Origin of the sequence: Paenibacillus soyae (assembly GCF_024623455.1) — a bacterium.
Lineage (GTDB): Bacteria > Bacillota > Bacilli > Paenibacillales > Paenibacillaceae > Pristimantibacillus > Pristimantibacillus soyae.
This window is the reverse complement of record NZ_JANIPJ010000017.1, coordinates 73146-91438: the sequence shown is the minus strand read 5'-3', so window position 1 is coordinate 91438 and position 18293 is coordinate 73146. Positions and strand designations below refer to the sequence as shown.

The following is an 18293-nucleotide window of genomic DNA, read 5'->3' as shown; positions in this document are numbered from 1 at the left end:
CGAGCCTTACCGGTTCGTTAAATCGAGCCAATCCATCTCTTCCCTCGTCAGCCTGATGCGCGAGCCCTCGTCGCAGGACAGCAGCTCCGCTTGGGATTGGGCGCCGATAAGCGCGCAAGTTGGGAAAGGTTGACCGAGCACATAGGCAAGGGCGATTTGAATGGCGGTCACGCCCTTCTCTTCCGCCAGTTGCTTCGCTCTCGCCAGCCGTTCCCAATTATCGTCGCTGTAGAATACGCGCACCAGATCCGCGTTGTCTCGCACCTCCGGCGTGAACCGGCCGGTGAAAAAGCCTCTCGCTTGGGAAGACCACGATAGCAGCGGCATCCCCGTCTTCTCATGCCACTCGCACGTTTCCGCGTCCGCGGAGACGCAGCCCCTCCAGAAAGGCTCGTTCGCTTTCGCAAGGCTTAAGTTCGGACTGCTGAACGTGAAGCCCTTCAATCCGTTAGCGGCCGCGTAGTCATTCGCCTCTTGGATTCTTTGCCACGTCCAATTCGATACGCCGATCGCTCTAACTTTCCCCGCTTCAATATGCTCGTTGAGCGCGTCCACGATGATCCCGACCGGAATGCTCGGGTCGTCGCGGTGAAGGCCGTACAGATCGATATAGTCCGTTTCCAGCCTGCGCAGGCTCGTCTCCAGATCGTGATCGATCGCTTCCTTCGTGACGCGCGGGCCATTCTGGTCGTGATGGGCTCCCTTCGTCAGAATGACGATCTGTTCGCGATTGTTTCTCTCCCGCATATAACGTCCCAGCACTTCTTCGCTTTGTCCGCCGCAATAAATATGCGCCGAATCCACGGAGTTGCCGCCGATCGCGAGATACGCGTCCATATTGGCCGCCGCTTTCTCGTAGTTGTCGTGGTAAAAGTAATCCGTGCCCTTCATGAGGCGGGATACCGGCTTCGGGCATCCTTCGATTTGAATATATTCCATATCAGCTTCTCCCCTTCATTTCGTTAATTATTATTCATTAAAGACGAATTCTAACCTTGTCGCGCGCCGATTGCAGGCAGGCATCGATCACCTTCATGTTGTTGATCGCATCGTTAGGGCCATAGGGCAATGCCTCTTCGCCTCTGACCGCGCGATACATTTGGTCCGCTTGTAACGTGTAGGCGTTAACATCCGGCACCTCCACCTCGCGGCGCCCTTCCTTGGTCTGCACGAAGAAGTTGCCGCTGCCCGGAGCAGGCGTAATGAATGCCGAAGGCACCTCGATGATGCCGTCCGTGCCGAGCACTTCGAGAGGATTGCGGAACGCGGCCCACATGCCGCAATCGAACGTAAGGGATACGCCGGCCTCGAACTCCAGCAATCCGGAGGCCATCATATCGACGTCGTCATGGTCCGGGGAGAATATGGCCTGCACCGTTACGGCTTCCGGCTCCTGTCCCATGAGCAGCCTGGCCGCGTTAATCGGGTAACAGCCTACATCGTATATGGAGCCCCCGCCCCAATCCTTGCGGAAACGAACGTTTTGGGCGGCGCCCGCGTTGTTGAAGGTGAAGGCGCTCCGAATGCCGCGGAGCTGCCCGATTTCGCCGGAACGGATCACCTCGCGGATCATGTCGTACCGGGGATGGCACCGATACATGAACGCCTCCAGCAGCACAACGCCTGCTTTCGCGCACGCTTCCTCCATCTCCGCCGCCTCCGCGGCGTTAAGGGCAATCGGCTTCTCGCATAGGACATGCTTGCCCGCCTCCGCCGCGCGGATCGTCCATTCCTTGTGCAGATGGTTCGGCAGCGGTATGTAGACGGCCTCGATCGATTCGTCCGCGAGCAGCTCCTCGTAGCTGCCGTACGCTGTGGCGATGCCATGCGCCTCGGCCGCCGCCTTTGCTTTATCCAAATCTCTGCTGGCGATTGCGGCGATCTCGTTCCGATCCGAGCCTTGGATCCCCGGAATAACCGCCCGCTTCGCGATAGCCGCGTAACCGAGAATGCCCCATTTCAGCTTGCTATTCGACATGTCTGCATCTCCTCCATCATTGAACTATGACTATATTGCGATTATATGATGGCGGTAACAATTTGAAAATGATATTATATTGATGCTTGTTATAACAATATTGTTATTCGGGAGAGAGATCCATGCAGCGACAGACCCTTCTGCTGACCTTGCCTCATCATCCTTATTTCTGCTTGCCCGAATCCGTCGGTCATTATTATGAATGGCCGGAGCATGGCGTCACGCGCGGCGCCGGAGCGCTGAACAATTTCAGCATTCATTATGTCGTTTCGGGCAAAGGCTATGTCGAATCGGACGGCATCGTCCATAAGCTGGAGGCCGGGCAAGCCTTCTTGTATTTCCCGCTGCAGCGCCAGCGTTATTACAGCGATAAGGAAGAGCCTTGGGATATTCGCTGGATTCATTTCTACGGCAACGTTCTTCAGGATTACATGCTCCGGCTAGAGCTTCAGCAAAGCCAGCTATGGACGCTTCGGCAAAGCGATCGGTGGATGGACGCTCATGAAGCGCTTCTGAGCGAAGCGGAGAGCTTCCGGATGCTGCGGCCGCATCGGCTAAGCGCTTTAACCTACGAGCTGCTCACGATATTCGTCGAACAAGCCGCTCCGGTGCGGGACGCCAAATCCGGCTCCTCCTCCCATCGCATCCTCGAGCTGCTGCCCAAGATGCAGAGAGAAGCTTGCGAGCCGTTCCTGCTCGAGACCTGGGCGCGGGAAGCCGGCGTCACGCCTTACTATTTCTGCAAGCTGTTCCGCAGCGTGATGGAGATGACGCCGATGGATTTCATTACGCGATGCCGGCTGCAGACCGCGAAGCAATGGCTGCTGGAACGCCAAGAAGCCTCCATTGGCCAAATCGCCAAGGAGGCTGGTTATCCAAGCGCCAGCTACTTCAATAAGCGGTTCATGGCGCACGAAGGCATGACGCCTACCGCTTACAGGCAGCTATATACCGCGGCCAGATAAACCGGCCGGCCGTCACAACAGGCTTCGAACGTAGGCGATTTCTTGAAGCAAGCCTTCCTCCAGGCTTACCTTCGGCGAATAGCCGAGCAGCCGCTCCGCCTTGGATATATCCGCCCACGTATGCATCGGCTCGCCCTTTAGTCCGCCGATCCGGTCGACCTTTGCGTTTTTGCCGGTCAGCTTCTCGAGCAGCGCGATAACGTCCCGGATGGAGGCTCTTTCCTTGCCTCCGATGTTGATCGTCTCGCCTACGACGTGATCCGCCTCGGCAACGGCTGCCGTCGCTTCGGCGCAGTCTAAGACGAAGGTGAAGTCGCGGGATTGATTGCCGTCGCCATACAGCGTGATCGGGCGGTCCGTCAATATTTGTTTGATGAACCGATGGAAGGCCATATCCGAACGCTGCCGAGGTCCATACACGGTGAAATATCTTAATATAACGACCGGCAGGCCTTCGTTAGTCGCGTAAACGCGGCACAAATGCTCGCCCGTCAGCTTCGACACCCCGTAAGGCGACAGCGGCGAAGGAAGCGCGTCCTCCGACACCTTGCCTGGCTTCTCTCCATAGACGGAGGACGTGGACACGAACACGAACTTCTTCAGCGGCATTCCTTTGCAAGCTTCGAGCAGACGCTGCGTTACGTTAATATTGTTCGAGACATAGTGACCGAAGTCCGCCCCCCAGCTGCTGCGTACTCCGGGTATGCCCGCCAGATGATAGATCATATCGACCCCGGGAAGGACGTTCTCCCAAGGCAGGGTCTGCAGGTTATCCGTCCTGAACGAGAAGCTCGGGTGGTCGATAATCGAATCCAGATTTCGGGCTCCGATCGTTTTCAGCTCCTCGCGGACCATCGCGTCTATGCCGATAACCTCATGGCCGTTATGAAGAAGCTTCTCGCATAGATGCGATCCGACGAAGCCGGCGGCTCCCGTAACGATAATTTTCATGGACGTCCCACTCCCACATGACGAAGGCCGGCGCCCGCCAGCTTCGTTTGATCAAGCACGTTTCTACCGTCCAATACGACGTTACCCTTTAAAGCCTGCTTCACCGCATGCCAATCCGCTTCAACGAATTCGCCCCATCCCGTTGCGACGATGAGAGCGTCGGCCCCCATGGCCGCCCCGATCGCGTCATCCTTCCATTCCACGCCTTCGATCGCGGGCGAGACAAGCGGATCGTACGCCGTTATTTTGCAGGACATGGCGGCCAGCCGTTCCATCAGCGCAATGGCTTGCGAATGTCTAATGTCGTCCGTATTCTCCTTGAAGGTGGCACCCCACACCGCGACGTGCTTCGACGAATCTATATCCCCGATTACGCTGGCCAGCTTGCTCGCATAAACGTCGAGCTGCGTACGGTTGACTCGTTCAACGGCTCTGAGCAGCGTCAATTCTTGATCCCTCGATGCGGACGCCGCAATCAAGGCGCTGACATCCTTGGGCAGACAAGAACCGCCGTATCCGATTCCGGCTTGAAGAAACTTCCCGCCGATCCGTGAATCCATGCCAATGCCGGGGGCCACCTTCGTAATATCGGCGCCGAACGCGTCGCACACGCGGGCCAGCTCGTTAATGAAGGAAAGCTTGGTGGCCAGGAAGGCGTTGGAGCCGTACTTAATCAACTCGGCCTCCGCGATCCCCGTCAGCAGAACCTCCGCTTCGATTCCCCCATAGAGCGATCGCACCGTTTCGGCCGCCGCGCGGCTGGGCGAACCGATGACGATGCGGTCGGGATGGAACGTATCGTAGATAGCGGTCCCCTCTCTCAGAAACTCGGGATTCGATACGATATCGAACCATTCGGACGGAACGCCTCGCTCCAGCAGGAAGCGTTTGGCCCATGCGCCCGTGCCAGGCGGTACCGTGCTCTTCATAATGACAATCTTATAACGGTCCATCGCGTTCGCGAGCGTTAACAGTACGCTGCGAACATAGACCAAATCTGCCGCTCCGTCCTCCCCGGACGGCGTGCCTACCGCGATCATGACGATATCGTTTTTCTTCATGGATGCCGAAACGTCGGCAGAGAAAAACAATCGGCCGTCCCGCCGGTTTCTCTGCGTTAAGGCATCCAATCCAGGCTCATAGATAGGGATGATTCCGACGTTCAGTCGATCGATTCTGCCTTCGTCCCGATCGACGCATTCGACCGTATGGCCGAGCTCGGCCAGGACGGCGGCCGTCGTCAGCCCCACATACCCTGCGCCAACAATACAAATATTCATGGAGCCGCATCCTCTCTTTGCAACTTGGCTGTATATCATCATGTGCACAGGAGAGCGAGAGAGAAACGGCGTTTTAACAGGGTCATCTTCACTATTTTTCTTCCGCGAGAGAGAAACGGGCTGTACGCCAGCCCGTTTTTAGGAGCGTACAGGCTTCAAATACCTAGCGATCAGATATACTATCATGAACAAGAATCCCATGAGAGGTGAATTCCTATTGATTCATAAAGCTATCATCCCTGCTGCCGGTTATGGGATTCGAAATTTGCCGATTACCAAAGCCATCCCGAAAGAAATGTTTCCGATCGCCGGCAGGCCAACCATTGATTATATCGTGGAGGAAGCGATCCTGGCCGGCATTTCCGAAATATTGATCGTTTGCTCCCGTCATAAAACAGCCATAATGGATTATTTTGACCGTTCGATCGAAATCGAGTGGTTCCTGGCCTCCAGGGGCAAAGAGCATCTCATTCCTTCCATTAAACCTCCCAAAGTTCGCATCCACTATATACGCCAGCACGAAGCGCTGGGCCTGGGTCACGCCGTCCTTCAAGCCAAGTCGTTCGCCGAAGGAGATCCCGCGGCCGTCCTGCTTCCCGATCAAGTCAGCCTTTCCCGCAAATCCATGCTGTTGCCGCTCATCCGCAGCTATCGGACGCACGCCACGCATATTATCGGCTTGCAGAGAGTTCCCGCGCATATGCTTCAGCAATATGGAGTCGTCTCCGTCGAACCGCTCCAGCAGCGCGAATACGCCATTCATTCCATCATCGAAAAACCAAAAACGAACCCGCCGTCCAATCTCGCCATTATGGGACGTTATCTGCTGCTCCCGGAAATATTCGATAGCTTAAAAGAAACGAAGCCGGGGCTCGGCGGGGAAATCCAACTGACCGACGCGCTCACTCAGCTCTGCTCCAATCCCGCATCCGATGGCGCATTGGGTTATGCCTCTCCTGCATCCGACTTCGTACCGGCATCCGCGTCGGACGACCCGACTCCCGCTGAATCCTTATACGGCCCGGCTATCGAACAATCTGCAGCTTCCGAATCGGAACCCGCAATCGCCTATGAAGATAGTGCTTCTCAGCCGCAATACTCCCCCGTGCTGAACATTCGGCATTCGCCTGCTTCAAGCAACGGCAAACCAAGCCGCCTCATCGGCTACGAGTATTCCGGACGCTGGTACGATACAAGCGTGGAATCGGACTATTTGAAAATTCAGCAGAAGGCTTTTCAAATGAAAAAGAACCGTTCCTAACACGTGAAGTCCTCGTCTAACTAACCAAGGGTGCCGACAGCTTGCTCGGCACCCTTGGTTTGAATTTGGTCTGTTCTACGCGTACAATGGAAAAAATGCGAGAAACGAGGTTGTACATATATGCGAAAAAGCCGTATCCGCCGTTTTCAGCGTTTCACATTATGTCACATCGCGATTTGCGCGCTGCTACTCTTATCTAGCTGCGGTCTGTTCCGCGGCGACGCGCTCCCTTCGGATAACGGGAACGATAACAAGGGAACGGCAGACGTATCTGCCTCTCCGGCTTCCGCCACCCCTTCATCGACCGTCACTCCGCCGCCCCCGTCTCCGTCGCCGCCCGATGATGATGTTATTCGGCAACAAATCGGAGATATGGACTTGAGAGCAAAAATCGGGCAGTTGGTCATCGTCGGCCTGGAAGGCCAACGACTGAATGAGGCCAGCCGCAGAATGATCGAAGAATATAAGGTCGGCGGGTTTATTCTATTCAAAGACAATATAGAATCGGCCGGTCAGACCGCAGCTTTGCTAAACGAGCTGAAAGCAGCCAACAAGGGCAACGCGGTCCCGTTATGGCTGAGCGTCGATCAAGAAGGCGGGCGAGTAAGCCGAATGCCAGCCGAGCTCCATTCAACGCCGTCAGCCAAAGACATCGCCTCAAGAAACGACTTGGCCTACACCCGCGGCATAGCCGAAGCCATCGGCGCCGAGCTGAAGGCGTTAGGCTTCAATATGGACTTCGCGCCGGTGCTCGATATTAACAGCAATCCTAAAAATCCGGTCATCGGGGACCGGGCGTACGGATCGACTCCGGAAGCCGTAATCGCGCACGGGTTGGAAAGCGTAGCCGGCATTAACGAAAGCGGTGTTGCCTCCGTCGTGAAGCATTTCCCCGGACACGGGGACACCGCCGTAGACTCGCATTACGATTTGCCTGTCGTTGAGAAGACGGTTGAGCAATTGAGCCAATTCGAGCTTCTTCCATTCGCGGAAGCCATCGATCAAGACGTGGATGCAATCATGGTCGCTCACTTGCTGATGCGGCAAATAGACGCGGAGCATCCGGCCTCGATATCCAAAGCCGTGATCACCGGTCTGCTTCGAGATGAGCTCGGCTACGACGGCGTTGTCATCACGGACGATATGACGATGGGCGCATTGCTGAAAGGAAATAATATCGGCGAAGCGGCTGTCCAATCCTTCTTGGCCGGAACCGACATCCTCCTTGTGTGCCACGAGGAAGAGCTTCAGCTTGAGGTTCTTCAGGCGCTCGAACAAGCCGTCGACAACGGGACCATCACGGAGCAGCGAATCGACGAAAGCCTGCGCCGCGTGCTCCTCTTGAAGCATAAATACAACCTCTCTGATGCGGCTGCTCCGCCGATCGACCTGGAGGCCGTCAACGGCATCATAAGCAGCGCCCTGGAAGCCCGCCCTTAACACGCGGGCTTCTTGCGTTTTTGCAGGGGCTATTCGAAGGCTACGTTTTGTCCGCGATCAATCGATCATGCAAATAATCGACGATGTGCATCGCCTCCATGCGCGTCTCAGGCGGGTGCTTCTCGATGCCCAGCTTCATCTGCAGCAGGCAGCCCGGGTTGCTGGTCAACATATAACGGGCTTTCGTCGTCGCGGCATGCTCCATCTTGTGCTCCAGAATCTGGCCTGCCATCTCCGGCTGCGTCACGTTATAGATCCCTGCCGAGCCGCAGCAGCGGTCGGCCTCTTTCATTTCCGTGAACGTCGCCCCGCCCACGCTGCGGAGAAGCTGTCTCGGCGCCGCGGAGCTCTTCATCACATTGCGGAGATGACAGGAATCCTGATACGTGACCACGACTTCCCCCGCTTCGTTAGCAGACTCCGCGAAGCTCGGGATGCGTCCTTGTTCCATGATAAGCCGGCTGACGTCGATGACGCGGGCCGAGAACCAGCGCGCGTCCTCCTTCAGCCTCTCATCCGCCTCTTCATGCAGCAAATGATCATACTCTACAAGCAAAGCTCCGCAGCCGCCGGCATTCGATACGATATAATCGACTCCCGCTTGTTTGAAGGCCGCGATATTCACCTTGGCCAGAGTCCGGGCTTCCGCCATCTCCCCGCTATGCGCATGCAAGGCGCCGCAGCAGGCTTGAGAATCGGGAATGACGACTTCGAATCCCGCTTCGGAGAGCAGCTTCACGGTGTTGACGTTCGTCCCCGCGAACATGACGTCCATGATGCAGCCTCGGAACAGCGCGACTCTTGCGATCGGAGTTCCTTTGGCCGGGTACAGCGTCCCCAGCTGCTCGACGACGCCCTTCGAAGTTGCCTCCGGCAATATCGCTTCCATCTCGCGAAGATGCTCCGGGAACAGCTTCATGACGCCGATCCCTCTCGCCAGCTTGCGCAAACCCGACTTTTGATAGAAGGCGAGCGATCCGCCAAGCAGCTTCAAACTTCCCCTCTTCGGGAATACCCCGCGGAACATCAGGCTGCGCAGCCCTTTGACGGGAGCGCTGTGCTCCGCGTGATCCTCGATGGCGTCCCTTGCCTGCTCGATCAACTGACCGTATTTGACGTCGGCGGGACAGGCCGGCTCGCAGGCCCGGCAGCCCAGGCAATGGTTCATCTGATCCTGGAACGCTTGATCGGGATCCAAGAGTCCGTCGGCGACCGCCTTCATAAGCGCGATTCTGCCGCGCGGGGATTCCGGTTCGATGCCGGTCTCGCGGAACGTGGGGCAAGCCGGCAGGCAAAAACCGCAGCGCATGCAATTCGTCAACTGGTCGTAATCCAGCTTGTTCAGCAGCGTTTGCGCAAGCGGATTGGCGTGCCGGATGTCGGGTTTCTTCATTGCGCTCGTCTCAGCCATGCTGCAGCACCACCCTTTTTTTCGAAGACTTGGCGAACATTTTGCCCGGATTAAGCAGGTTATGCGGATCGAATGCGGCTTTGATGCCGCGCATCACTTCGATGCCGGGCTCTCCCACCTTCCATTCCAGGTACGGCGCTTTCACTAGACCGACGCCGTGTTCTCCCGTAATCGTTCCTCCAAGCTCGATGGAAGCTTCGAATATTTCCGCGAAAGCCTCCTCCACGCGATGGATTTCTTCCGCGTCCCTCGCGTCCGTCGTCGCCGTCGGATGCAGATTGCCATCGCCGGCATGCCCGAACGTCGCGATCGTTACGTTATATTTTTGGGCGATTTCATTGATTCGCAGCACCATATCCGCAATGCGCGACCGCGGCACCGTCGCGTCCTCCAATATCGTCGTCGGCCGCAAGCGGGCAAGCGCCGTGAACGCGCTGCGGCGGGCGGTCAGCAGACGCTCCGCTTCCTCCCTGCTCTCCGCGACTTCGACGCGATCCGCCTGCTCGAGCCTGCAAATATCTTGAATTCGCGCAATATCGCGCTCCACCGATTCCGGATCGCCGTCCTGCTCGATCAGCAGGATCGCTTCCATATCTCTAGGCAGCCCCAGCCTCGCGTAATCATCGACGACGCGAATGGTCGGATTGTCCATAAATTCAAGCGTAGCCGGTATGATCTTCGATTCGATGATCCGGGAGACGGTCCGCGCCGCTCCATACAGATCCCGGTACATGGCGAGCATTGTCTTCTTCGTCTTCGGCGGAGGAATGAGCTTGAGCGTCGCTTCCGTAATGATCGCCAGCGTGCCTTCCGAGCCTACGAGCAGCTTCGTCAAATCGTAGCCCGCCACGTCCTTCATCAGCTTCCCGCCCGTCCGAATGACGCTTCCGTTAGCCAGTACGGCTTCCAGCCCAATGACGTAGTCTTTGGTCGTTCCGTACTTAAGACCGCGCAATCCTCCGGAGCATTCGGCGATATTGCCGCCGATCGTGCTGATCTTCATGCTGCTCGGATCAGGCGGATAGAACAATCCCAGATTCTCGATATGCTGAATAAAATCGGCCGTAATGATGCCTGGCTGCACCGTCGCCGTCAAGTTTTCTTCGTCTACCTCGACGATCCGGTTCATCCGGTGCATGACCATGACGACTCCGCCCTGCACGGGCACCGTGCCGCCGCATAAATTCGAGCCCGATCCCCTGCTGACCACGGGCACGCGAAATTCTTGCAACACTTTCATGACGGCGGACACTTCCTCCGTCGACGAAGGGTATATAACGCCGTCGGGCAGCGACTGCAGCATAGGCGTGCCATCATACGAATGGGCGACTAACGCTTCGCGGTCTTCCCGGAAATACCGATCTCCGACGATGGCGCGAAGCTTGCTCGACACTTCAGGCTTCAACATAAGTAATGAGTACCCCCTACATGAATCCATAATTGATCAGGTCATCAGATGACTTTTCAATCAGTATAGCTTATGCTTATATAGAAATACAGAATTTTTTTGTGAAGGATCGGGAGTGAAGCGCATGAAGATCGAAACGGAGAAAGGCCATGAAATCGTCGGCCGAATGATCGTGGACAAAATATCCGCCGGGGATTGGGAGCCGGGAGAGAAGCTTCCTTCTGTCGTCGACCTCTCGGCTCAGTTCGGCGTAGGCCGCTCGACCGTGCGGGAAGCCTTAAGCGCGCTCAAAGCAACGGGCTGGCTGGATATCCGGCATGGCGGAGGGACCTTCGTGAAAAAAGTGCTTCCCACGGATGCGCGTCAGCATGACGGCGTTCCCCTCTTTCAACAAGCGAAGTCCATACTCGAGCTCCTGGAAGTCCGTCAAATTCTGGAGGCCGGCACTTCCGCATTAGCGGCCGAGCGGCGCACGGAAGAGGATGTGCGGAAGCTGGAGGCCATTCTCGAAAGCATGGAAGAAGCGCTCAGGACGAACGACACCGCGGCAGGCGAGCGTGCAGATGTGGCGTTCCACGCGGCCATCGCCGCCGCATCCCGCAACACCCTGCTGGTGCAGCTGATGGATTCGCTCTCGCAGCGCTTCGGCGAAACGATCGGCCAAACGCGCGAGCTCTGGTTCTATCAAGAACAGTCGACGGCCGAACGGCTGCTCGAGGAGCATCGTTCTATCTTCCAGGCGATTGCCGAGGGCAACACCGCCGTTGCCGCGAAGCTTATCCGCGAACATTTAACGAAAGTTGAGTCCACGCTTAGACAGCACCCGCTCGAATAATAAAACGGCCGGATCGGTCTATATAGACCGCCCGGCCGTTCATCCATTTGTCCGCTCTTATCCTTCCAGCGCGCTCATATCCATATACGCGACTTCCCAAACGTGTCCGTCCAGATCCTGGAAGCTCCATTGGTACATAAAACCGTGATCGATCGGATCGCTTGCGGGGCTTGCGCCTGCCGCAACGGCTCTGTTCACGATGCCGTCCACTTCCTCTCTGCTGTCCGCGGAGATGGCGATCAGCACTTCGGTCGTTTTTGTCGCGTCCGCGATTTCTTTTTTGGTGAAGGTTTTGAAGTACTCCTCTTGCAGAAGCATCGCGAATATATTTTCGCCTACGACCAGACAGGCCGCTTTCTCATCGGAAAATTGCGCGTTGAACTCGAATCCGATTGCCGAAAACAAAGCTCTGCTAGCTTCCAAATTTTTAACGGGCAGATTCACGTAAATTTGTTTGGATAGTACCGCCATTGTTATCACCTCAGGATTTATTTGTCATTCTTGACTACCATTACTATAACAGAAAACAGAGGCCAACATTTCTTTTCGATTGCGGTTTCATACCCATTTTGTTCACTATCCCCTCCGTTCAGGAACATCGTTCATGGAGGCGCAAGCTGGCAGCTAATTGACGCTCCCAATCCCATTCTCGCTCTCCCTGCCTATCTTCAACCGGGTGCTTCGCAGCACGCGCGAACCGGCGAACAGCAGGACGAACAGCAGCATGATCGCGGCTGAGAACCGATACATGACGGCATAGTCCGATAAGGTAGCGACGGCTCCGAGCAGCAGCGCTCCGACCGCGACGCCGAAATCCGTGGAGTTGTAGAACATGCTGTTCGCGGCGCTGTATTGCGCCTTCGTCGATGAACGAAGCATCCAGGCCTGAATCGTAGGCTGAATGGCGCCGAACCCGAGTCCGTACAGCAGCGCGGAGATGACGAGCATCGGCAGCGTATGCGAATACGAAAGAATCAGCATGCTGGCCGACACGAGCAGGCCCGCGGGAATTAATACGGGGACCGGACCTTTCCGGTCGAACAGCTTGCCCGACAACGGACGGACCAGAACGATGGTCGCGGCGTTAAACAAGAAGAACAGTCCGACCTGCGCAAGTCCCGCAAACTCGCCGTACAGGACGATGAAGCTAAGCAAGCCGCTGTAAGTGATCGACAGCAACGCGTTAAGGAAAGCCGGGAACCATAAGGAATGGTTGAAGCCGCCCGCTCCTTGCCGCTCGGCTGGCCGGCTGCTTCGACGGTCAGCCGGTTCAGCCGCATGATGGGATTCGCCCGCGAGCTTGGACGCCAAGAATACCGGCACCATTACGGCAATCGCCACGGCGCCTGCCGCCGTAAGCGCCCCGAAGCCATGCCGCTCCATCAGGTTAATCCCGATCATCGGTCCGACCGACATCGCCAAGCTGGTGGACAGTCCGAAGTAGCCGATGCCCTCCCCCATTCTCCGCGAGGGTATGATCTGCGAGGCGATCGTCGGCAATATGGTGCTCGCCATGCCGAATCCGATGCCATATCCGACCCGAAGCGCAAGCAGCGCCGGGATCGACTGGGCAAATGAATATACCGCCGTCGTCAGCAGCGCGAGCAGCAAACCCGAGAGCAGCAGCTTATCGCGCGAAACCTTCCGCATGAGCGCGGCAGTCATGAACCGCGAGGCGATCGCGGTGAAAGCAAACACGCTGGTGACGAGGCTGACGGCTACGTCCCCTCCATGGAGCTCGTCCTTCACGAAAGCGGGAAAAGAGGAAAGCAGCATTTGCAAATTCAAAAATAACAAAAAGGAACAACCCGTAATTGTAAAGAACGACCGGGTCCATAACGGTTCTTGCTGTAATTCCTGGTGCGATTCTGGTTGCATTGTTCATACTCCGTTCTTCCAAAATTAATATAGGGAGCCTCAGATTACACTCTGCATCTAGCCTTCCAGCTTCGTCTCGGCATGGGAATGTATGCGCTGCAGCAGCTCCACGAATACGTCGTATTCCTCGGCCGTCATAATCGATCGGACTTCCTCCGAAACGCTTCGTTCTACGGATGCCGTCTCGCGAATGACATGTCGGCCTTTCTCCGTGGCGTGCACGACAAAAGCTCTGCGGTCATTCTCGCCGACGGATTTGACGATGAAGCCCTTGTCCTCCAGCTGGTCCAATATGCGTGTCGTCGTCGGTTTATCCTTGTGCGTCCGTTCCGCGATATCCTTCTGGATCAAGCCTTCCGAGACTTGAATCGTATACAGCACCGACCATTGCTCGGGCGTCAGACCGTAGGCTTTCAGCCGCTGCTGCAGCAACGCGGACAGCTTGCGGTACGCGATGCCCATCCAGAACCCGATCGACGTTTGCAGCTGCCCTTCTTCGTTCGACATCGTCAAACCTCCTTGTCTTTCGGATAATAGTTGTCATGACAATTATATTCCTAACAACTAAATGATTGCAACCAAAATAAAAAAAGCTCTGCGGCAATGACCCGCAAAGCGAATTCTGCGTATGGCGTTAGAAGAACGAGATTGCTATAATAATAGGAATAACGTCACGAAACGGAACCCTTGATTTGGGAGGATATCACTATGCATCGTTATGGCAAACGGATTGCCGAGCTCCGTAAAAAGAGGGGCATGAACCAGGAAACGCTTGCCGGCTTGCTTGGCATTACCCGAGCATCGCTTTCGCATTACGAGACGAACCGAAGAGAGCCGGACTACGCGCTATTGAGCCGTATCGCGGATTTTTTCCACGTATCGCTGGATTACTTGATAGGCCGCGACGCAAGCCCGATATCCGCGCTAAGTCCTCACGTGTCGGATTTTCTGAACCGTGTCGAGCTTGCCGACGAATCGGTTACGGAACGATTCGAGCTTACGATCGATGGCAGGACGCTCACCTTGGAGGAAACGAAAAGGTTCATCGATTTGATACGGGCGGAACGCGCTCTAGGATAGTCTTCTCGTCCAGCTCGGCCGGGCGTTCGATCAGAAAACGTACCGCGTCCCGGTCAATGCCGAGCTGATCCAGTACCTCATACACATCAAGAACGATAGGTTGTTTCTCGCGCAACAAGACCATTCCTTTCCGTGCGGGAATGCCGAACGTGTTCATTATACTAATGGACGATTCCCCTGTAAACGAGCCTTTTTTGTCATAATATGAGAGGTTTAGTCGATCTTCGCTGCCGCTTACGCTATTCGGGCCCCGAACGCAAAAAAACCGGGGTCTCCCCCGGTTTGTCCACCCATTTATTGCCTCTGCCCGCATTCCTTAAAGTAAGGAATTCGGCACATGACTTCCTCCAGCGTAAACTGGCTCAAATATTGTATCGTATTCAGCTCGGCCTCGTGAAGGATGCGTTCCAGCTCTCGGTCGAGCAGAACGCCCGCTTCGCCGCATTCGCTGCGCGGCGGCTTGCAGGGATCCTCCCCGCAGCATTCCCGCCTTCCCGGATGCACCGCTTCGTAGATCTCGCCTAGCGTCAAGCTGCTCGCGGGCTTCTTGAGGCTGTACCCGCCTTCCCGGCCTCCCCGGGATTCTACAATGCCCGCGTTCGCCAAGGACTGAAGCACTCTTCGCAGGAATGTCGCGTGCGATTCGACTTGACCCGCTATAACGGCGCTTGACAGCACGCAATTTTTTTGGGCAAGCCTTGCTAAGGCATGCATGGCGATTTTGAAATGAGGCGGTCCAAAATCAATCCCCTTATCCGCGACACTCATCCTGCTCTCCTCCTCGTTATGCGTTTACCCGCTGCTTATCGTCTTCCCTCATTATATGGCGATTCCGATGGATTGGCAATCTGCAGGGATCCAGGGAATCCGATTAGAATGCTTGTCCTGCCTCGTACGCTTTGCGCAGACCCTCTCCGATAATGGATTCCTTACGGTCGGGGAACTGATTATGGCCTTCGATGATGACCGTTTCCGTCTCCCGGATCCCGATAAACCCGAGAATGGCTTTGACATAACGCATGGACATCTCGATTTCCTGTGCCGGGCCTTCCGAATAAACGCCGCCTCTTGCGTTAAGCAGCGCCACTTTTTTGTCGCCGGCAAGTCCGACTGGACCCTGCTCCGTATATTTGAACGTTTTGCCCGCTTGCGAGATGTAGAAGAAATACGTAAGAAGCTGTGCAGGTATCGTGAAGTTCCACAGAGGGAACGCGAAAACAACCTTATCCGCCGCCAGGAACTGATCCAGGTAGCAATTCGCCGTAGCCGCGAGCTCCTGCTCCTCGGCAGTCGCCTCCATTCCTTTCGCTTCCTTGAATAGTCCCGTCATCATAGCGTTATCATAATAAGGGAGCTTCTCCGCGAACAGATCCAGCTCCGTCACTTTCGCTTCGGGATTCGCTTCCTTGAAGCCTTTCAAGAAAGAATCATACATTTGCGCGCTGACCGCCATATCCATCGGACGGTCGTTGGCTTTAATAAATAGAACGTTGCTCATCGTTTCTCTCCCTCTCTATATGCGCCTCGCTGAAGCGCTTTTTCCGGCTGCCAATTCAACATCTTCCCACTTCGAAGTTAACTGCAACCGATATAGGCACATTATAACCCCATCTTTCATATTGTTCAACACTTACTTTTCGAAAGTTAAAAAATAATTTTATTGACAATCATTATCAATTGGAATTACAATGTGCAAAGCGAAGTTGATAATCGTTATCAATTAATATGTAAAGACGGAGAGGTCACAGCATGACCAAAAAAATGGCGTATCCGATTACTTTTTTTGCCGGCCTTATATTCCTCGCCGGCATCTTTGCTTTGTCTATCCTAATCGGCGCGAAGGATATTAGCCCCATTGATGTTTGGAGAGCGATCACGTTCTCTTCGACGAGCGAGGACATCCTCGTCCTCCAGGAGATCCGTATTCCGCGCGAGGTCGGCGCCATGCTGGTCGGAGCGGCGTTCGGCGTCTCCGGCGCCGTTATGCAGGGCGTAACCCGCAATCCGCTGGCCGATCCCGGCCTGCTCGGCCTTACTTCCGGCGCTACGGCGGCACTCGCGATCACGCTGGCGTTTTCGCCGGGGCTTGGCTACATCGGCACCATGATCGCCTGCTTCGTCGGAGCCGCCGTTGGTTCCGTGCTTGTTATCGGTCTAAGCGCCGCCAAGAAAGGCAAGCTGTCCCCGCTGCGCATCGTGCTCGCGGGAGCCGCGATTTCCGCGTTCCTGATTGCCCTGACCGAAGGCGTGTCCATTTATTTCGAGGAATCGAAGAACGTCTCGATGTGGACCGCGGGCGGCTTGATCGGCACGACCTGGAAGCAGCTCGCCCTCGTTTATCCGTTTATCGGAATCGGCATCCTGATCGCGGTCATCTTCTCCAAGCAGCTGACCATTCTCAGCCTAAGCGAAGAAGTGGCGGTCGGTCTTGGCCAGAAGCTGACGCAGGTCCGGGCGGTGTTGTTCCTGGCGGTCATCCTGCTGACCGGCGCGTCCGTTGCGCTCATAGGCAATCTGGCCTTCGTGGGACTGATGATCCCTCATCTTGTGCGCTGGATAACGGGTACCGACTACCGGTTCATCGTGCCGATGTCGGCCGTTATCGGAGCCGCCTATATGGTCGTGGCCGATACGGCCGGGCGAATGATCAACGCGCCTTACGAGACGCCGATCGTCGCGGTTGTCGCCATTCTCGGACTGCCCTTCTTCTTATTCATCGTGCATAGAGGGGGGAAAGGAATCTCATGACGCAAGCCCGGAAACAAAAAATGATCGTGCTCGCTCTGATCGCGCTTATAACCGCTATTTCGTTTATCGCGCTGGGCATCAGCAATGCGACCGTTCCCTTCGGCCGGATCCTCCCGGTATTGTTCGGGGACCATTCGCCCAAAGAAAAATTAGTCATCTGGGACTTTCGTCTTCCCAGAATCGTCATAACCGTTCTCGCGGGCATGGCGCTGGCGCTGGCGGGCTCGATTCTGCAATCCATCACGCGCAACGATCTCGCGGATCCCGGCATTATCGGCATCAACTCCGGGGCAGGCGTAGCCGTTGCCGTCTTCTTCCTGTATTTCCCGATCGATCCGGACAATTTCGCCTATTTGCTCCCGATCGTCGCGTTTGCCGGCGCATTGCTCACTTCGGCGCTCATCTACTTGTTCGCCTTCCGCAAGTCGGAGGGGCTGAACCCGATACGGCTCGTGCTGGTCGGCGTCGGCTTCTCGCTGGCGCTGTCGGGACTTATGATCGTCATCATTTCTTCCACGGAGCCCGAGAAGGTCGAATTTATCGCGAGATGGATCGCCGGCAATATTTGGGGAACGGACTGGCCTTTTATCTGGGCCCTGCTTCCATGGCTGCTCATTCTCATCCCGTTCTCGCTGTACAAGGCGAGCCGTCTTAACCTGCTGGCCTTAAGCGAGCCGGTATCGATCGGCGTCGGACTGCCGGTCGAACGCGAGCGGATCATCATGCTGCTGACGTCCGTCGCGCTCGCCGCATCCGCCGTTTCCGTAGCCGGAAGCATCGCCTTCGTCGGGCTCATGGCGCCGCACATCGCCAAGTCGATGGTGGGACCGCGCAATCAAATGTTCATTCCGATCGCCGTATTAATGGGCGGCTTGCTGCTCCTCATCGCGGATACGATCGGCAGCCATCTCGCCTCCGAGATCATTCCGGCAGGCATCATCGTGTCGCTGATCGGCGTCCCTTATTTTGCCTATTTGTTACTCAAGAAATAATCATTCAGACCAGATAAAAATAAACTCCTGCGAATCGGTAGAGATACCGTCACGCAGGAGTTTTTT

The 18293-nt window shown here is 56.0% G+C and carries 19 protein-coding genes; 7 read left to right on the top strand and 12 right to left on the bottom strand.

The genetic code is table 11. The annotated features are described in order from the left end of the window. Window positions 1–6 precede the first annotated feature (6 nt). Entirely contained in the window at window positions 7–939 is a 933-nt protein-coding gene (locus NQZ67_RS21450; protein WP_257449893.1) for an aldo/keto reductase, read from the bottom strand. Window positions 940–976: 37 nt separating this feature from the next. Then, entirely contained in the window at window positions 977–1978 is a 1002-nt protein-coding gene (locus tag NQZ67_RS21445) for a Gfo/Idh/MocA family protein (RefSeq protein ID WP_257449890.1), read from the bottom strand. A gap of 122 nt (window positions 1979–2100) precedes the next feature. Between NQZ67_RS21445 and NQZ67_RS21440 the strand changes: the two genes are divergently transcribed. Further along, the gene (locus tag NQZ67_RS21440; RefSeq protein WP_257449888.1) at window positions 2101–2943 is read left to right on the top strand and encodes a helix-turn-helix domain-containing protein; all 843 of its coding nucleotides are present in this window, start codon (window positions 2101–2103) and stop codon (window positions 2941–2943) included. A 12-nt stretch (window positions 2944–2955) separates the two neighbouring features. On the opposite strand, the gene NQZ67_RS21435 is transcribed toward NQZ67_RS21440, so the two are convergent. Then, entirely contained in the window at window positions 2956–3894 is a 939-nt protein-coding gene (locus NQZ67_RS21435; protein ID WP_257449886.1) for an NAD-dependent epimerase/dehydratase family protein, read from the bottom strand. Beyond that, window positions 3891–5174, bottom strand: a complete 1284-nt coding sequence (locus tag NQZ67_RS21430) for a UDP-glucose dehydrogenase family protein (protein WP_257449884.1) — start codon at window positions 5172–5174, stop codon at window positions 3891–3893. Before NQZ67_RS21430 ends, NQZ67_RS21435 begins: the two co-directional genes overlap by 4 nt. A 217-nt stretch (window positions 5175–5391) precedes the next feature. Between NQZ67_RS21430 and NQZ67_RS21425 the strand changes: the two genes are divergently transcribed. Next, window positions 5392–6435, top strand: a complete 1044-nt coding sequence (locus NQZ67_RS21425; RefSeq protein ID WP_257449883.1) for a UTP--glucose-1-phosphate uridylyltransferase — start codon at window positions 5392–5394, stop codon at window positions 6433–6435. A 164-nt stretch (window positions 6436–6599) separates the two neighbouring features. Here the strand turns inward: NQZ67_RS21425 and NQZ67_RS21420 are convergent, their stop codons facing one another. Further along, window positions 6600–6746, bottom strand: coding sequence for a hypothetical protein (locus tag NQZ67_RS21420; protein WP_257449882.1), 147 nt, complete (start codon window positions 6744–6746; stop codon window positions 6600–6602). Between the two features lie 61 nt (window positions 6747–6807). On the opposite strand from NQZ67_RS21420, the gene nagZ reads away from it, so the two are divergent. After that, window positions 6808–7875 (top strand): beta-N-acetylhexosaminidase, encoded by a 1068-nt coding sequence (nagZ, locus tag NQZ67_RS21415; RefSeq protein ID WP_371825342.1) that lies wholly within the window; start codon window positions 6808–6810, stop codon window positions 7873–7875. A gap of 40 nt (window positions 7876–7915) precedes the next feature. On the opposite strand, the gene NQZ67_RS21410 is transcribed toward nagZ, so the two are convergent. After that, window positions 7916–9286: a (Fe-S)-binding protein gene (locus tag NQZ67_RS21410; RefSeq protein ID WP_257449880.1), complete on the bottom strand. Its 1371-nt coding sequence runs from the start codon at window positions 9284–9286 to the stop codon at window positions 7916–7918. Beyond that, window positions 9279–10694, bottom strand: coding sequence for an FAD-binding oxidoreductase (locus NQZ67_RS21405; protein ID WP_257449879.1), 1416 nt, complete (start codon window positions 10692–10694; stop codon window positions 9279–9281). The genes NQZ67_RS21410 and NQZ67_RS21405 overlap by 8 nt, the downstream gene beginning before the upstream one ends. 124 nt (window positions 10695–10818) lie before the next feature. On the opposite strand from NQZ67_RS21405, the gene NQZ67_RS21400 reads away from it, so the two are divergent. Further along, window positions 10819–11529, top strand: a complete 711-nt coding sequence (locus tag NQZ67_RS21400; RefSeq protein ID WP_257449878.1) for a FadR/GntR family transcriptional regulator — start codon at window positions 10819–10821, stop codon at window positions 11527–11529. Window positions 11530–11586: 57 nt separating this feature from the next. Here NQZ67_RS21400 and NQZ67_RS21395 read toward each other — a convergent pair whose 3' ends face one another. The 3 genes from NQZ67_RS21395 to NQZ67_RS21385 form a co-directional block, all read right to left on the bottom strand. Next, window positions 11587–12000, bottom strand: coding sequence for a VOC family protein (locus NQZ67_RS21395; protein WP_257449877.1), 414 nt, complete (start codon window positions 11998–12000; stop codon window positions 11587–11589). Window positions 12001–12153: 153 nt separating this feature from the next. Further along, a complete protein-coding gene (locus tag NQZ67_RS21390) occupies window positions 12154–13326 on the bottom strand; it encodes an MFS transporter (protein WP_257449874.1) in 1173 nt (390 codons plus the stop codon). A 138-nt stretch (window positions 13327–13464) separates the two neighbouring features. After that, window positions 13465–13914, bottom strand: a complete 450-nt coding sequence (locus NQZ67_RS21385) for a MarR family winged helix-turn-helix transcriptional regulator (protein WP_257449873.1) — start codon at window positions 13912–13914, stop codon at window positions 13465–13467. Window positions 13915–14115: 201 nt separating this feature from the next. On the opposite strand from NQZ67_RS21385, the gene NQZ67_RS21380 reads away from it, so the two are divergent. Beyond that, window positions 14116–14487 (top strand): helix-turn-helix domain-containing protein, encoded by a 372-nt coding sequence (locus NQZ67_RS21380; RefSeq protein ID WP_257449872.1) that lies wholly within the window; start codon window positions 14116–14118, stop codon window positions 14485–14487. A gap of 294 nt (window positions 14488–14781) precedes the next feature. Here NQZ67_RS21380 and NQZ67_RS21375 read toward each other — a convergent pair whose 3' ends face one another. Both NQZ67_RS21375 and NQZ67_RS21370 read right to left on the bottom strand, forming a co-directional pair. Next, a complete protein-coding gene (locus NQZ67_RS21375) occupies window positions 14782–15255 on the bottom strand; it encodes an Rrf2 family transcriptional regulator (protein ID WP_257449870.1) in 474 nt (157 codons plus the stop codon). A 103-nt stretch (window positions 15256–15358) separates the two neighbouring features. After that, on the bottom strand, window positions 15359–15985 hold the full coding sequence (locus NQZ67_RS21370) for an FMN-dependent NADH-azoreductase (protein ID WP_257449869.1): 627 nt from the start codon (window positions 15983–15985) through the stop codon (window positions 15359–15361). Window positions 15986–16236: 251 nt separating this feature from the next. Here NQZ67_RS21370 and NQZ67_RS21365 point away from each other — a divergent pair, with 251 nt between their 5' ends. Together NQZ67_RS21365 and NQZ67_RS21360 are read left to right on the top strand one after the other, a co-directional pair. After that, window positions 16237–17235 carry a FecCD family ABC transporter permease gene (locus NQZ67_RS21365; RefSeq protein ID WP_257449868.1) on the top strand — a complete coding sequence of 333 codons (999 nt, stop codon included), beginning with the start codon at window positions 16237–16239 and terminating at the stop codon, window positions 17233–17235. Beyond that, window positions 17232–18227 (top strand): FecCD family ABC transporter permease, encoded by a 996-nt coding sequence (locus NQZ67_RS21360; RefSeq protein ID WP_257449867.1) that lies wholly within the window; start codon window positions 17232–17234, stop codon window positions 18225–18227. Before NQZ67_RS21365 ends, NQZ67_RS21360 begins: the two co-directional genes overlap by 4 nt. Window positions 18228–18293: the final 66 nt, after the last annotated feature.

Bases quoted from the DNA above. Each gene is read 5' to 3' on its own strand.
- NQZ67_RS21410 (WP_257449880.1), bottom strand. From the start codon at position 9,286: ATGGCTGAGACGAGCGCAATGAAGAAACCCGACATCCGGCACGCCAAT.
- nagZ (WP_371825342.1), top strand. From the start codon at position 6,808: ATGGACTTGAGAGCAAAAATCGGGCAGTTGGTCATCGTCGGCCTGGAA.
- NQZ67_RS21445 (WP_257449890.1), bottom strand. From the start codon at position 1,978: ATGTCGAATAGCAAGCTGAAATGGGGCATTCTCGGTTACGCGGCTATC.
- NQZ67_RS21380 (WP_257449872.1), top strand. From the start codon at position 14,116: ATGCATCGTTATGGCAAACGGATTGCCGAGCTCCGTAAAAAGAGGGGC.
- NQZ67_RS21400 (WP_257449878.1), top strand. From the start codon at position 10,819: ATGAAGATCGAAACGGAGAAAGGCCATGAAATCGTCGGCCGAATGATC.
- NQZ67_RS21360 (WP_257449867.1), top strand. From the start codon at position 17,232: ATGACGCAAGCCCGGAAACAAAAAATGATCGTGCTCGCTCTGATCGCG.
- NQZ67_RS21385 (WP_257449873.1), bottom strand. From the start codon at position 13,914: ATGTCGAACGAAGAAGGGCAGCTGCAAACGTCGATCGGGTTCTGGATG.
- NQZ67_RS21440 (WP_257449888.1), top strand. From the start codon at position 2,101: ATGCAGCGACAGACCCTTCTGCTGACCTTGCCTCATCATCCTTATTTC.
- NQZ67_RS21405 (WP_257449879.1), bottom strand. From the start codon at position 10,694: ATGTTGAAGCCTGAAGTGTCGAGCAAGCTTCGCGCCATCGTCGGAGAT.
- NQZ67_RS21375 (WP_257449870.1), bottom strand. From the start codon at position 15,255: ATGAGTGTCGCGGATAAGGGGATTGATTTTGGACCGCCTCATTTCAAA.
- NQZ67_RS21430 (WP_257449884.1), bottom strand. From the start codon at position 5,174: ATGAATATTTGTATTGTTGGCGCAGGGTATGTGGGGCTGACGACGGCC.
- NQZ67_RS21435 (WP_257449886.1), bottom strand. From the start codon at position 3,894: ATGAAAATTATCGTTACGGGAGCCGCCGGCTTCGTCGGATCGCATCTA.
- NQZ67_RS21370 (WP_257449869.1), bottom strand. From the start codon at position 15,985: ATGAGCAACGTTCTATTTATTAAAGCCAACGACCGTCCGATGGATATG.
- NQZ67_RS21450 (WP_257449893.1), bottom strand. From the start codon at position 939: ATGGAATATATTCAAATCGAAGGATGCCCGAAGCCGGTATCCCGCCTC.
- NQZ67_RS21395 (WP_257449877.1), bottom strand. From the start codon at position 12,000: ATGGCGGTACTATCCAAACAAATTTACGTGAATCTGCCCGTTAAAAAT.
- NQZ67_RS21365 (WP_257449868.1), top strand. From the start codon at position 16,237: ATGACCAAAAAAATGGCGTATCCGATTACTTTTTTTGCCGGCCTTATA.